Here is a 14,177-nt window from a genome sequence, read left to right as displayed (position 1 = left end):
GTCCTCATGAAGAGGGGGACACCGTTTCCGGTGTCCCCCTCGTCGGCTGCTAGTCGCGGGCCGCGGTCAGGTGTTCCGCGTGTTCCTGGAGCGAACGGACGCCCACGTCACCGTGGTTGAGGGCGTCGATGCCCTGGACGGCGGCGGCGAGCGCCTGCACCGTCGTCAGGCACGGAACCGACCGCGCCACGGCCGCCGTGCGGATGTCGTATCCGTCGAGGCGGCCGCCGGTGCCGTACGGCGTGTTGACGATGAGGTCGACCTCACCGTCGTGGATGAGCTGGACGATGGTCTTCTCGCCGTTCGGGCCGGTGCCCTCGGACTGCTTGCGCACGACCGTGGCGTTGATGCCGTTGCGCTTGAGGACCTCGGCGGTGCCGGACGTGGCCATCAGCTCGAAGCCGTGGGCGACCAGCTCACGCGCCGGGAAGATCATCGAGCGCTTGTCGCGGTTGGCGACCGAGATGAAGGCGCGGCCCTTCGTCGGCAGCGGACCGTACGCGCCCGCCTGCGACTTGGCGTACGCCGTGCCGAAGACGGAGTCGATGCCCATGACCTCGCCGGTGGAGCGCATCTCCGGGCCGAGGACGGTGTCGACGCCGCGGCCGTGGATGTCGCGGAAGCGCGACCACGGCATGACAGCCTCCTTCACGGAGATCGGCGCGTCGAGCGGCAGCTCACCGCCGTCACCGGTCGCCGGAAGCAGCCCCTCGGCCCGCAGTTCGGCGATGGTCGCGCCCAGCGAGATCCGGGCGGCGGCCTTCGCCAGCGGCACCGCGGTCGCCTTCGAGGTGAAGGGGACCGTACGGGACGCGCGCGGGTTGGCTTCGAGGACGTACAGGATGTCGCCGGCCATCGCGAACTGGATGTTGATCAGGCCGCGCACTCCGACGCCCTTGGCGATGGCCTCGGTGGAGGCCCGCAGGCGCTTGATGTCGAAACCGCCCAGCGTGATCGGCGGCAGTGCGCACGCCGAGTCGCCGGAGTGGATGCCGGCCTCCTCGATGTGCTCCATGACGCCGCCGAGGTAGAGCTCCTCGCCGTCGTAGAGCGCGTCGACGTCGATCTCGATCGCGTCGTCCAGGAACCGGTCGACGAGGACCGGCCGCGAGGGGCTGATCTCGGTCGACTCGGCGATGTAGGCCTCCAGCCGGGTCTCGTCGTAGACGATCTCCATGCCGCGCCCGCCGAGGACGTACGACGGCCGCACCAGGACCGGGTAGCCGATCTCGTCGGCGATGGCCTTGGCGCCGGCGAAGGTGGTGGCGGTGCCGTGCTTGGGGGCCGGGAGGCCCGCCTCCGCGAGGACGCGCCCGAAGGCGCCGCGGTCCTCGGCGGCGTGGATGGCCTCCGGGGACGTGCCGACGATCGGCACGCCGTTGTCCTTCAACGCCTGTGACAGCCCGAGCGGGGTCTGGCCACCGAGCTGCACGACGACACCCGCGACAGGGCCGGCCTGCTGCTCCGCGTGGACGATCTCCAGCACGTCCTCCAGCGTCAGAGGCTCGAAGTACAGCCGGTCGGAGGTGTCGTAGTCGGTGGAGACGGTCTCCGGGTTGCAGTTGACCATCACCGTCTCGTACCCGGCGTCGCTCAGTGCGAAGGAGGCGTGCACGCAGGAGTAGTCGAACTCGATGCCCTGGCCGATGCGGTTGGGACCGGAGCCCAGGATGATGACGGCCGGCTTCTCGCGGGAGGCGACCTCCGTCTCCTCGTCGTAGGAGGAGTAGAAGTACGGCGTCTGTGCGGCGAACTCGGCGGCGCAGGTGTCGACGGTCTTGTAGACCGGGCGGACGCCCAGCGCGTGCCGCACCTCACGCACGACGTCCTCGCGCAGTCCGCGGATCTCGGCGATCTGCACGTCGGAGAAGCCGTGCCGCTTGGCCTCGGCCAGCAGGTCCGGGGTCAGCTCCGGGGCCTCGGCGAGCTCGTCGGCGATCTCCTTGATGAGGAAGAGCTGGTCGACGAACCAGGGGTCGATCTTCGTGTACTCGAAGACCTCCTCGGGCGTGGCGCCGGCGCGGATGGCCTGCATGACGGCGTTGATACGGCCGTCGGTCGGGCGGACCGCCTCCTCGAGGAGCTGCGTCTTGTCGCCGGGCTCGCCGACGAACGTGAACTGGCTGCCCTTCTTCTCCAGGGAGCGCAGCGCCTTCTGGAAGGCCTCGGTGAAGTTGCGGCCGATGGCCATGGCCTCACCGACCGACTTCATGGTGGTGGTCAGCGTGGAGTCTGCCTGCGGGAACTTCTCGAAGGCGAAGCGCGGGGCCTTCACGACCACGTAGTCGAGGGTCGGCTCGAAGGAGGCCGGGGTCTCCTTCGTGATGTCGTTCGGGATCTCGTCGAGCGTGTAGCCGACGGCCAGCTTGGCCGCGATCTTGGCGATCGGGAAGCCGGTCGCCTTGGAGGCGAGGGCCGAGGAACGCGACACGCGCGGGTTCATCTCGATGACGATGACCCGGCCGTCCTCGGGGTTCACCGCGAACTGGATGTTGCAGCCGCCGGTGTCGACGCCGACCTCGCGGATCACGGCGATGCCGATGTCGCGCAGGGTCTGGTACTCGCGGTCGGTCAGCGTCATCGCGGGCGCGACGGTGATCGAGTCACCGGTGTGCACGCCCATCGGGTCGAAGTTCTCGATGGAGCAGACGACCACGACGTTGTCGTGCTTGTCGCGCATCAGCTCCAGCTCGTACTCCTTCCAGCCGAGGATGGACTCCTCCAGGAGCACCTCGGTGGTGGGAGACAGGGTCAGGCCCTGGCCGGCGATGCGGCGCAGCTCCTCCTCGTCGTGCGCGAAGCCGGAGCCGGCGCCGCCCATGGTGAAGGACGGGCGGACCACGACCGGGTAGCCGCCGAGCGTCTCGACGCCCGAGAGGACGTCGTCCATGGAATGGCAGATGACCGAGCGGGCGGACTCGCCGTGCCCGATCTTGCCGCGGACGGCCTCCACGACGTCCTTGAAGAGGTCGCGGTCCTCGCCCTTGTTGATGGCCTCGACATTGGCGCCGATCAGCTCGACGCCGTACTTCTCGAGCGTGCCCGCCTCGTGCAGCGAGATCGCCGTGTTGAGGGCCGTCTGGCCGCCCAGGGTGGGCAGCAGCGCATCCGGCCGCTCCTTGGCGATGATCTTCTCGACGAACTCGGGCGTGATCGGCTCGACGTACGTGGCGTCGGCGATCTCCGGGTCGGTCATGATCGTCGCCGGGTTGGAGTTCACGAGGATGACCCTGAGGCCCTCGGACTTCAGGACGCGGCACGCCTGGGTGCCGGAGTAGTCGAACTCGGCGGCCTGGCCGATGACGATCGGGCCGGAGCCGATGACCAGGACGGACTGGATATCGGTGCGCTTAGGCACGCTGGCCCTCCATCAGGGATACGAAGCGGTCGAACAGGTAGGCGGCGTCGTGCGGGCCGGCTGCCGCTTCGGGGTGGTACTGGACGCTGAAGGCCGGGCGGTCGAGGAGCTGGAGTCCCTCCACCACGTTGTCGTTGAGGCAGACGTGGGAGACCTCGGCGCGGCCGTAGGGGGTGTCGGAGACCTTTTCGGTCGGCGCGTCCACGGCGAAGCCGTGGTTGTGCGCGGTGACCTCGACCTTGCCGGTCGTACGGTCCTGCACCGGCTGGTTGATGCCGCGGTGGCCGTACTTCAGCTTGTAGGTGCCGAAGCCGAGCGCGCGGCCCAGGATCTGGTTGCCGAAGCAGATGCCGAACAGCGGAGTGCCGCGCTCCAGGACCGCCTGCATCACGGAGACCGGGTGGTCGGCGGTGGCCGGGTCGCCGGGGCCGTTGGAGAAGAACACTCCGTCGGGCTGGACGGCGAAGACGTCGTCGGCGGTCGCCGTAGCGGGCAGCACGTGCACCTCGATGCCGCGCTCGGCCATGCGGTGCGGGGTCATGCCCTTGATGCCGAGGTCGACGGCGGCGACGGTGAACTTCTTCTCACCGATCGCGGGGACGACGTACGCCTCCTTGGTGGCGACCTCGGCGGAGAGGTCGGCGCCCTTCATCTCGGGGGCCTGGCGCACCTCGGCGAGCATGGTGCCCTCGTCGGGCAGCGCGTTTCCGGAGAAGATGCCGACGCGCATGGCGCCGCGCTCGCGCAGGTGGCGGGTCAGCGCGCGGGTGTCGACGCCGGAGATCCCGACGACGCCCTGGTGGCGCAGTTCGTCGTCCAGCGAGCGCCGGGAGCGCCAGTTGGACGGCACGCGCGCGGGGTCGCGCACGACGTAGCCGGCCACCCAGATCTGCTTGCTCTCCGGGTCCTCGTCGTTGACGCCGGTGTTGCCGACGTGCGGTGCGGTCATCACGACCACCTGGCGGTGGTACGACGGGTCGGTGAGGGTCTCCTGGTAGCCGGTCATGCCGGTGGAGAACACGGCCTCGCCGAAGGTCACCCCCACGGCCCCGTAGGCACGGCCGCGGAAGATCCGGCCGTCCTCCAGGACGAGTACGGCGGGAGCCGCCTTGTGCCTGCGCGAGGCGGTCCCCTGGATGGAGGTCGTCATCGTTCGGCGCCTTCCGTGCTGTTGGTGTTGATCATGGAGTTAATGAGGTCGACCCACTCGTTGTGCTCCGCCGCGTGGTCCGAGCGGAAGCCGGAGTCGATCAGCCGTTCGCCGTGCGCCCAGGTCACGACGAGCAGTCCGCCCTCGGTCAGGACCTTGCCGGCGATGCCCTTGTCGAGCCGGGCCTCGCGCAGCTGCGCGACCGGAACGAAGAAGTCGGTCGCGCCGGGGCGTACGACGTCCAGTCCCGCCTCCGTGAGCGTGAGCTCGACCCGGCTGCGGGTGCCGAGGCCGTGCGCAACGATGCGGTCCAGCCACTGACCGGCGGTGGTCGAACCGTGGTAGCGGCCGCTCATGCTCAGTCTCGCCGGGCCGGGGTCGTCCGGCGCGCTGGGCAGCTCGGGCAGGTCGCCCTGGAGCGTGCCGCGCCACTTCCAGCCCTCGCGCATCAGCCAGTAGACGAGCGCGACGAAGAGGGCGAGTCCGACGACCCAGCCGATGCGGGCGGCCCAGTCGGTCACGTCGGCCGACTTCTGTTCGGCCGCGAGTCCGGTTCCGGCTGCGAGCAGTGTTGCAGGTGTCACGTGAGCTTCCCGTCGACGAGCGTGGCCTTGCCCCGGAGCCACGTGTGCGTCACACGGCCCGGCAGCTCACGCCCCTCGTACGGAGTGTTGCGGCTGCGCGAGGCGAAGCCCGCGGGGTCCACGGACCCACGGTATTCCGTGTCGACGAGCGTGAGGTTGGCGGGCTCACCAGCCGAGACGGGACGGCCGTGCCCCTTCGCCTGCCCGATCTGCGCGGGCTTGAAGGACATGCGCTCGGCGACCCCGGCCCAGGTGAGGAGTCCGGTGTCCACCATGGTCTCCTGCACCACTGACAACGCGGTCTCCAGGCCGACCATCCCCATGGCGGCCGCCGCCCACTCGCAGTCCTTGTCCTCGTGCGGGTGCGGGGCGTGGTCGGTGGCGACGATGTCGATCGTGCCGTCGGCGAGCGCCTCGCGCAGCGCCAGCACGTCACGCTCGGTGCGCAGCGGCGGGTTCACCTTGTAGACCGGGTTGTAGCTGCGGACCAGCTCATCGGTGAGGAGGAGGTGGTGCGGGGTGACCTCGGCCGTGACGTCGATACCGCGGGACTTGGCCCAGCGCACGATCTCGACGGACCCGGCGGTCGACAGGTGGCAGATGTGGACGCGGGAGCCGACGTGCTCGGCGAGCAGGACATCCCGGGCGATGATCGATTCTTCGGCCACCGCGGGCCAGCCGCCGAGCCCCAGCTCGGCGGAGACGACGCCCTCGTTCATCTGGGCGCCCTCGGTCAGCCGCGGCTCCTGCGCGTGCTGCGCGACGACGCCGCCGAAGGCCTTCACGTACTCCAGGGCCCGCCGCATGATCACGGCGTCGTCGACGCACTTGCCGTCGTCCGAGAAGACGGTGACACCGGCGGCCGACTCGTGCATGGCGCCCAGCTCGGCGAGCTTCCTGCCCTCCAGGCCGACGGTGACGGCGCCGATGGGCTGCACGTCGCAGTAGCCACCTTCCTGGCCGAGCCGGTAGACCTGCTCGACCACGCCGGCGGTGTCGGCGACCGGGAAGGTGTTGGCCATGGCGAAGACGGCCGTGAAACCGCCGGAGGCGGCCGCGCGCGTGCCGGTCAGCACGGTCTCGGAGTCCTCGCGTCCGGGCTCACGCAGGTGGGTGTGCAGGTCCACGAGACCCGGCAGCAGCACCTTGCCGGCGGCCTCCACGACCTCGGCGCCCTCGGCGCTCAGCCCTGCGCCCACCTCGGCGATGGTCCCGCCGTCGATCAGGACGTCCTGCAGCTCGCCGCCGAGCACCTTCGCACCACGGATCAGGATCTTGCTCATCTGTCTTACTTCTCCTCGGTACGGGTGTGGGTGGCGGCGGGCTCGTTTCCGCCGAGCAGCAGGTACAGAACGGCCATCCGGATGGAGACTCCGTTTGCGACCTGCTCGATGGCGGTGCAGCGCTCCGAATCGGCGACCTCGGCGGTGATCTCCATGCCGCGCACCATCGGGCCGGGGTGCATCACGATCGCGTGCTCGGGCATCCGCGCCATGCGGTCGCCGTCGAGGCCGTAGCGCCGGGAGTACTCGCGCTCGGTCGGGAAGAAGGCGGCGTTCATGCGCTCGCGCTGTACGCGCAGCATCATCACCGCGTCGGTCTTGGACAGCGTGCTGTCGAGGTCGTACGACACCTCGCAGGGCCAGGTCTCGACGCCGACCGGCACCAGGGTCGGCGGCGCGACGAGGGTGACCTCGGCGCCGAGGGTGTGCAGCAGGTCGACGTTCGAGCGGGCGACCCGGCTGTGCAGGACGTCGCCGACGAGCGTGATGCGCTTGCCGTCGAGATCCTGTCCGATCCCGGCGTCCCGGCCGACCAGTCGGCGGCGCATGGTGAAGGCGTCCAGCAGGGCCTGGGTGGGGTGCTGGTGGGTGCCGTCACCGGCGTTGATGACGGCGGCGTCGATCCAGCCGGAGTTGGCGAGACGGTAGGGCGCACCGGAAGCGCCGTGCCGGATGACGACGGCGTCGACGCCCATGGCCTCCAGGGTCTGGGCGGTGTCCTTCAGGGACTCGCCCTTGGACACGCTGGATCCCTTGGCGGTGAAGTTGATGACGTCCGCCGACAGCCGCTTCTCGGCGGCCTCGAAGGAGATACGCGTGCGCGTGGAGTCCTCGAAGAAGAGGTTCACGACGGTCCGGCCGCGCAGGGTCGGCAACTTCTTGATCGGCCGGTCGGCGACCCGGGCCATCTCCTCGGCGGTGTCGAGGATCAGGACGGCGTCGTCGCGGGTGAGGTCGGCGGCCGAGATGAGATGACGCTGCATCTGTCAGGCTCCGTAAGGCAGTTAAGTCAAGGATCCGGGGGTGTCCGGGGGATGTCCCCCAGGAGGCCCAGCGGGGCAGACGGGTGCGCGCGAGCGCGCACTGAGCGGGCGTACGACAGCGGCGTACGCCGTGGGCGCTACTGGGAGGTCTGCTTGGCACCGAGCAGCACGGTGTCGCGACCGTCCTCCTCGGCGAGCTGGACCTTGACCGTCTCCCGCAGCGACGTGGGCAGGTTCTTGCCGACGTAGTCGGCGCGGATGGGCAGTTCGCGGTGGCCTCGGTCGACGAGGACCGCGAGCTGCACCGCGCGCGGACGCCCGATGTCGTTCAGGGCGTCGAGGGCGGCGCGGATGGTGCGGCCGGAGAAGAGGACGTCGTCGACGAGGACGACCAGCCGGCCGTCGATGCCGTCACCGGGGATGTCCGTGCGGGCCAGCGCGCGCGGCGGGTGCATGCGCAGGTCGTCGCGGTACATCGTGATGTCGAGCGAACCGACCGGGATCTTCCGGTCGGTGATCTCCTCGAGCTTGGCGGCGAGCCGCTGGGCGAGGAAGACGCCTCGGGTCGGGATGCCGAGGAGCACCACGTCGTCGGCGCCCTTGGCGCGTTCGACGATCTCGTGGGCGATGCGGGTCAACACCCGCGCGATGTCAGGGCCTTCGAGAACGGGCCGGGCATCGGACGCTTGCGTGTCCTGTTGCCTGTCCATACGAAAGGGACCTCCTTCTCCGCCTCACGGGACGGACCTTAAAGGACGTCTGGTTTACGTCGTCCACCGTACCAGGCCGGTGAGGCGCCTCCTGTCACCCACTTGGCCCAATCGGTCACCGATAGCACGGAAGCGTCGGTGTGGACCATTCGGCTTGACGCGCCAGAGTAACGCTGCGTAACCTCACAGTGAGTTACCAACCGCGCGGCATGGAACCCAAGCCACGTCGCGTCGACCCAGTGCCGGGGAGCTATATGTCCAGCGAATACGCCAAACAGCTCGGGGCCAAGCTCCGGGCCATCCGCACCCAGCAGGGCCTTTCCCTTCACGGTGTCGAGGAGAAGTCCCAGGGACGCTGGAAGGCCGTCGTGGTCGGTTCGTACGAGCGCGGAGACCGCGCCGTGACCGTGCAGCGCCTCGCCGAGCTGGCGGATTTCTACGGCGTTCCAGTGCAGGAGCTGCTGCCGGGCACGACGCCGGGCGGCGCCGCCGAGCCGCCGCCGAAGCTGGTCCTGGACCTGGAGCGACTTGCCCACGTACCGGCCGAGAAGGCGGGCCCCCTGCAGCGATACGCGGCGACGATCCAGTCGCAGCGCGGTGACTACAACGGCAAGGTGCTCTCGATCCGCCAGGACGACCTGCGCACACTCGCCGTCATCTACGACCAGTCCCCCTCGGTCCTCACCGAGCAGCTGATCAGCTGGGGCGTGCTGGACGCGGACGCGCGTCGCGCTGTCTCCCACGCCGAGGAGAGCTGAGCGCTCACGCGTTGAGCCCCTTGAGAAGAAACGTGCCGCCGGGGTGGCCGGAACTTTGCGGTTCCGGCCGCCCCGGCGGCGTTCTGCGGGCCTGAAGGGGCCCAGTGGCACCGGGATGCCGGAGGGCCCGCAGCAAGGATGCTGCGGGCCCTCCGGCGTCTTCGGTCGAAACCCTTACGCTTCCTCTCGGCGCAGCGTGGGCTTCAGGTCCTTGAGCCGTCCGAGGAGGCCGTTGACGAACGAGGGCGAGTCGTCCGTGGAGAACTCCTTCGCCAGCGCCACCATCTCGTCCAGCACGACGGCGTCCGGGGTCTCGTCGACCCAGATCAGCTCGTACGCGCCGAGACGCAGGATGTTGCGGTCCACGACCGGCATCCGGTCCAGCGTCCAGCCGACCGCGTACTGAGCGATCAGATCGTCGATCCGCCGCGCGTGCTGCGCGTAGCCCTCGACCAGCTGCATCGTGTACTCGCTCACCGGCGGCTGCCGGGTGTCGTCCCGGGAGAGCCGGATCCAGTCCGCGAGGACCGTCAGGACTCCGGCGTCGCGCTGGTCACCCTCGAAGAGGATCTGGAAGGCGCGCTTGCGGGCCGTGTTGCGGGCAGCCAATTTAGCTGTTCACCCGGCCGAGGTAGTCGCTCGTGCGGGTGTCGACCTTGATCTTCTCACCGGTGGTGATGAAGAGCGGGACGTTGATCTGGTGGCCGGTCTCCAGCGTGGCGGGCTTGGTGCCGCCGGTGGAGCGGTCGCCCTGGACACCGGGCTCGGTCTCCTGGATCACGAGCTCGACGGCGGCGGGCAGCTCGACGAAGAGCACCTCGCCCTCGTGCTGCGCGACGGTGGCCGTGAAGCCCTCGATCAGGAAGTTGGCGGCGTCGCCGACGGCCTTGCGGTCGACCATGAGCTGGTCGTAGGTCTCCATGTCCATGAAGACGAAGTACTCGCCGTCCATGTAGGAGAACTGCATGTCGCGCTTGTCGACAGTGGCCGTCTCGACCTTGACGCCGGCGTTGAACGTCTTGTCGACGACCTTGCCGGAAAGCACGTTCTTGAGCTTGGTACGCACGAAGGCCGGGCCCTTGCCGGGCTTGACGTGCTGGAACTCGACGACGGACCAGAGCTGGCCGCCTTCGAGCTTGAGCACCAGGCCGTTCTTGAGGTCGTTCGTGGAAGCCACGGTTGCGGAATCTCCTGGACTGACGTGGACGACCCCGGGGCACGCCACTGCCTAGAGGGCGAGCAGCTCCTTGGTCGTGATGGTGAGTAGCTCGGGTCCGCCGTCCGCCTCGGGGCGAACGACGAGCGTGTCATCGATCCGGACGCCGCCCCGGCCCGGGAGGTGGACCCCCGGTTCGACGGTGACCGGCACGCAAGCGTCCAGTTTACCCATGGCCGCGGGAGCCAACTGCGGGTCCTCGTCGATTTCGAGTCCCACACCGTGTCCCGTCAGCGCCGGAAGGCCCTGCGCGTACCCCGCGGAGTCCAGCACCTGCCGGGCCGCGCGGTCCACATCACGATAGGCGGCGCCGGGCACCAGACTCTCCCGTCCGGCGCGCTGAGCGGCGAAGACGAGGTCGTACAGCTCGATCTGCCAGTCGGCTGGGGACGTACCGATGACGAAGGTACGGCCGATCTCGCAGCGGTATCCGCGATACGTCGCCCCGAGGCAGACGGAAAGGAAGTCGCCCTCCTCCACGCGGCGGTCGGTGGGCCGATGAGCGCGGCGGCCGGCGTTCGGGCCGGTGGCGACGGAGGTGGCGAACGCGGGGCCGTCTGCGCCGTGATCGACGAGGCGTCGTTCGAGTTCGAGGGCGAGGTGGCGTTCGGTGCGGCCGACGAGGATGGATTCGAGCAGTTCCCCGAGGGCCTGGTCGGCGATCTCCGCGCCGATCCGGAGGCAGGAGATCTCTTCCTCGTCCTTGACGACCCTGAGCTGTTCCACGGCTCCGCCGAGGTCGGTGAGGCGCAGGCGCGGGACGACCGAGCGGATGGCCCTGTGTCGGGCCACGGTGAGGTGGTGTTCCTCGACGGCGAGGCAGACTCCTCCCTGTGCCGCAGCGAGGTCGGCCGCGGCGACTGCGGGGTCGCCTCCGGCGCCGGGGAGGTTGTGGATCCGCAGTGCCTCGTCGGGGCGGCCCTCCGTGGGGCGGTCGTCGGGCGGGCCGGTGCACACGAGCAGGTCTTCGGTCTTGCCGAGGAGCAGCACGGAGCCCTGCGGGGCGGCGCCCGCGAGGTAGCGGACGTTGGCGGGGCGGGAGATCAGCGCGGTGGCGCTGCCGCTGGCCTGGCAGCGGTCCCTCAGCCTGGAGCGGCGGGTGGCGTACACCTCTGACATGACCCGAGCGTATGAGCTCCGCCGGTTTGGCGCCGGTTGGGGGCGTCTGAGTGGGCGGTGTCCGGAATGTACGGGTCCGGTGGGGTGCCGTTCGGGGGTGGGGGTGCGGGGTGAGGGTGTGTGCCGTCTGCGGGCCGGTGGGGGCTCGTCGCGCAGTTCCCCGCGCCCCTGGGGCGGCTGCGGTCGCGTTGGCTACCAGCTCGGCGGGGGTGCAGGGTGCGGTGTGGGCCGTCTGCAGGCCGGTGGGGGCCGGTCGCGCAGTTCCCCGCGCCCCTGGGGCGACTGCGGTCGCGTTGGCTACCAGCTCGGGGGGCTGGCGATCGAGCGGGCCAGTACGTCGTCCAGGATCTGGGCCGTCTGGGGGACGTCGAGTTGGGAGTTGTCGATGATCGGGAGGCCTGAGCCGTACCAGCCGGCCATGCGGCCGTGGATGCGGGCCACCTCCTCGTCGGTGAGGCGGCGGTTCCCGGTGCGTTCGGCGTTGCGCTCCAGGACGATCTCCAGGCCTGGGAGCAGGACGACCGGGAGGAGGCCGGGGCCGACGTGGCGCTTCCAGCCGCCGAGGCCGACCACCGGGCGGTCGGGGAAGACCGCGTCGTCGAGGATGCACGAGATGCCGTTGGCCAGGAAGTTCCGCGCGGCGAAGCCGCAGGTGCGGCGGGCCAGGCGGTACTGGGCCTCGGAGTTGTCGTTCCACCCGGACTGAGGGTCGGCGAAGCCCGAGCGGACCCATTCGCGGACGTCATCGAGGCTGATGTGGGCCGTGGGGACGCGGCGGTGGTCCGCCCAGTACTTGGCGACGCTCGTTTTGCCGGCGCCGGCCGGCCCGATGAGCAGTACGGCGAGCGTGGTGGTCGCCGGGTCCGGGGCCGCCGTGGCGGGCGGGGCGCTCGGCATGCCGACCGGGCCGCCGGGCGGGAGCGGTACGTGGCCCGTGGTCTCGGGCTGGGGCGGGACGTGGGTGTGCTGCGGCGGGGGCGGGGGCGGTCCGGAGGGGCTTCCAGGCGGTGTGAAGCCCGGCGCCGGGGGTGGCGGCGGCACTGGGGCGGAGCCCTGGTGCGGGGCGGAGCCCTGGTGCGGGGCGGAGCCCTGGTGCGGGGCGGAGCCCTGGTGCGGGGCGGAGCCCTGGTGCGGGGCGGAGCCCTGGTGCGTGCCCGGGTGATGCGGACCCGGGTGTTGTGCGGCCTGCGACCAGCCGTTCCCCGACTGGTGGGGCGGCGGCAGCGGAGAACCCACTGCGTGCTGCATCCGGTGCCACTCCGTCTCGTCTTCCATGGCCATTGGCGCTGGCAGCGGGCATGACCCGCTCGCTACCGAACGGTACCGCCCCCGGCCGTCCTTTGGTGAACGGCCGGGGGCGGTCCGAAGTGCCCATCGCCACAGGCGAATCGGACGGAAGCGCGCTTTTCGTGGACTTACTGGCCGACTTCGCCGTACGCGGCGAGCAGCACGGCGGGGTCCGGTCCCTCCAGGACGGTCGGCTTGGCCAGGCCGTCCAGCACGATGAAGCGCAGCAGGTTCCCGCGGGACTTCTTGTCGACCTTCATGTTCTCCAGCAGCTTGGGCCACTGGTCGTAGCGGTAGTGCAGCGGCAGGCCGACCGCTTCGAGGATCGTGCGGTGACGGTCGGCCGTCGCGTCGTCCAACCGCCCGGCGAGACGGCCGAGTTCGGCGGCGAAGTGCATACCGACGGAGACCGCGGCGCCGTGCCGCCACTTGTAGCGCTCGTTCTTCTCGATGGCGTGGCCGAGGGTGTGGCCGTAGTTGAGGATCTCGCGCAGTCCGGACTCCCTCAGGTCCGAGGAGACGACCTCGGCCTTGACCCGGATGGAGCGCTCGATCAGCTCGGCGGTGTGCGGGCCGGCCGGGGTGCGGGCGGCCTCGGGGTCGGACTCGATGAGCTCCAGGATCGCCGGGTCGGCGATGAAACCGGCCTTGATGATCTCGGCGAGCCCGGACACGTAGTCGTTGACCGGCAGGGACTCCAGCGCGGCCAGGTCGCACAGCACACCGGCCGGCGGGTGGAAGGCCCCCACGAGGTTCTTGCCCTCGGCGGTGTTGATACCGGTCTTGCCGCCGACGGCCGCGTCGACCATGGCGAGAACCGTGGTCGGTACGGCGATCCAGCGCACCCCGCGCAGCCAGCTCGCGGCCACGAAACCGGCGAGGTCGGTGGTCGCGCCGCCGCCGACGCCGACGATGACGTCGGAGCGGGTGAAGCCGGACTGGCCAAGCGCCTTCCAGCAGTAGGCGGCGACCTCGGCGGTCTTGGCCTCCTCCGCGTTCGGCACCTGGATGGCGACCGCGTCGTAGCCCTGCTCGACCAGGTCGGCCCGCAGCGCGTCGCCCGTCTCGGCCAGCGCCTCCGGGTGGATGACGGCGACCCGCTTGGCCTTCTCACCGATCAACCCGCCGAGCTCGCTCAGGAGTTGACGGCCCACCAGGACCTCGTACGGTTCGCTGCCCGCGGTGCCGCCGACCTGGATCCGCGTCACTGCCTCACTCATACGTCCTTCAACTCCAGTGCGTCCAGAGCGGCTTGGGTCACTTCTTCGGGAGTACGGCCGTCGGTGGCCACGACGGCCGTGGCCACACCCTCGTACAGATGGCGGCGGGCCTCCATCAGCTCTCGCCACTGTTTGCGCGGGTTGACCGCGAGCAGCGGGCGGGCGGCGTTGAGGCCGGTGCGCTTGACCGCCTCCTCGACGTCCATCGACAGGTACGCCACCCGCTGCCCGGCCAGCAGCGCACGCGTGTCCGCGTCGAGGATCGCGCCGCCGCCGAGGGCGAGGACGCCGTCGTGCTCGGCGAGCGCCCGGTGCACCGCCTGCTTCTCGATCGCCCGGAAGGCGGGCTCGCCCTCGTCGACGAAGATCTCGGCGATGGTCCGGCCCTGTTCGGCGACGATGTCGTCGTCGGTGTCCCGGTAACCCACGCCCAGCCGGTCGGCCAGCATCTGTCCGACGGTCGACTTGCCCACGCCCATCGGGCCGACGAGGACGACCACGGGTGCTGC

General features: G+C 70.2%; 13 protein-coding genes. 1 reads left to right on the top strand and 12 read right to left on the bottom strand.

Going from position 1 to position 14,177, the window contains the following annotated elements; translation table 11 throughout:
• Positions 1 to 49: 49 nt before the first annotated feature.
• From carB to pyrR, 6 genes are all read right to left on the bottom strand, one after another.
• On the bottom strand, positions 50 to 3,358 hold the full coding sequence (gene carB / locus ACFY5C_RS25775) for a carbamoyl-phosphate synthase large subunit (protein WP_389447885.1): 3,309 nt from the start codon (positions 3,356 to 3,358) through the stop codon (positions 50 to 52).
• Positions 3,351 to 4,508, bottom strand: coding sequence for a glutamine-hydrolyzing carbamoyl-phosphate synthase small subunit (gene carA, locus ACFY5C_RS25770; RefSeq protein WP_389447883.1), 1,158 nt, complete (start codon positions 4,506 to 4,508; stop codon positions 3,351 to 3,353). Before carA ends, carB begins: the two co-directional genes overlap by 8 nt.
• Positions 4,505 to 5,092 carry a hypothetical protein gene (locus ACFY5C_RS25765; protein ID WP_389447881.1) on the bottom strand — a complete coding sequence of 196 codons (588 nt, stop codon included), beginning with the start codon at positions 5,090 to 5,092 and terminating at the stop codon, positions 4,505 to 4,507. The genes carA and ACFY5C_RS25765 overlap by 4 nt, the downstream gene beginning before the upstream one ends.
• The gene (locus tag ACFY5C_RS25760) at positions 5,089 to 6,375 is read right to left on the bottom strand and encodes a dihydroorotase (RefSeq protein ID WP_389447879.1); all 1,287 of its coding nucleotides are present in this window, start codon (positions 6,373 to 6,375) and stop codon (positions 5,089 to 5,091) included. Before ACFY5C_RS25760 ends, ACFY5C_RS25765 begins: the two co-directional genes overlap by 4 nt.
• 5 nt (positions 6,376 to 6,380) lie before the next feature.
• A complete protein-coding gene (locus ACFY5C_RS25755; RefSeq protein WP_389447877.1) occupies positions 6,381 to 7,358 on the bottom strand; it encodes an aspartate carbamoyltransferase catalytic subunit in 978 nt (325 codons plus the stop codon).
• Positions 7,359 to 7,495: 137 nt separating this feature from the next.
• Positions 7,496 to 8,068, bottom strand: a complete 573-nt coding sequence (gene pyrR, locus ACFY5C_RS25750; protein ID WP_328882898.1) for a bifunctional pyr operon transcriptional regulator/uracil phosphoribosyltransferase PyrR — start codon at positions 8,066 to 8,068, stop codon at positions 7,496 to 7,498.
• Positions 8,069 to 8,322: 254 nt separating this feature from the next.
• Between pyrR and bldD the strand changes: the two genes are divergently transcribed.
• Positions 8,323 to 8,826 carry a transcriptional regulator BldD gene (gene bldD, locus ACFY5C_RS25745; protein WP_004002691.1) on the top strand — a complete coding sequence of 168 codons (504 nt, stop codon included), beginning with the start codon at positions 8,323 to 8,325 and terminating at the stop codon, positions 8,824 to 8,826.
• A 174-nt stretch (positions 8,827 to 9,000) separates the two neighbouring features.
• Here bldD and nusB read toward each other — a convergent pair whose 3' ends face one another.
• From nusB to ACFY5C_RS25715, 6 genes are all read right to left on the bottom strand, one after another.
• Complete coding sequence (nusB, locus tag ACFY5C_RS25740) at positions 9,001 to 9,435, bottom strand: transcription antitermination factor NusB (protein ID WP_328882897.1); 435 nt, start codon at positions 9,433 to 9,435, stop codon at positions 9,001 to 9,003.
• 1 nt (position 9,436) lies between these two features.
• Positions 9,437 to 10,003: an elongation factor P gene (gene efp, locus ACFY5C_RS25735; RefSeq protein WP_328428997.1), complete on the bottom strand. Its 567-nt coding sequence runs from the start codon at positions 10,001 to 10,003 to the stop codon at positions 9,437 to 9,439.
• A 51-nt stretch (positions 10,004 to 10,054) separates the two neighbouring features.
• Entirely contained in the window at positions 10,055 to 11,161 is a 1,107-nt protein-coding gene (locus ACFY5C_RS25730; RefSeq protein WP_389447875.1) for an aminopeptidase P family protein, read from the bottom strand.
• Between the two features lie 297 nt (positions 11,162 to 11,458).
• The gene (locus tag ACFY5C_RS25725; RefSeq protein ID WP_389447873.1) at positions 11,459 to 12,409 is read right to left on the bottom strand and encodes an AAA family ATPase; all 951 of its coding nucleotides are present in this window, start codon (positions 12,407 to 12,409) and stop codon (positions 11,459 to 11,461) included.
• Positions 12,410 to 12,576: 167 nt separating this feature from the next.
• Entirely contained in the window at positions 12,577 to 13,668 is a 1,092-nt protein-coding gene (gene aroB / locus ACFY5C_RS25720; RefSeq protein WP_389447871.1) for a 3-dehydroquinate synthase, read from the bottom strand.
• Complete coding sequence (locus ACFY5C_RS25715) at positions 13,665 to 14,147, bottom strand: shikimate kinase (RefSeq protein ID WP_328884544.1); 483 nt, start codon at positions 14,145 to 14,147, stop codon at positions 13,665 to 13,667. Before ACFY5C_RS25715 ends, aroB begins: the two co-directional genes overlap by 4 nt.
• Positions 14,148 to 14,177: the final 30 nt, after the last annotated feature.

Origin of the sequence: Streptomyces sp. NPDC012935 (assembly GCF_042900345.1) — a bacterium.
In the GTDB taxonomy this organism is placed as follows: Bacteria; Actinomycetota; Actinomycetes; order Streptomycetales; family Streptomycetaceae; genus Streptomyces.
This window is presented reverse-complemented; position numbering and strand designations above follow the sequence as displayed.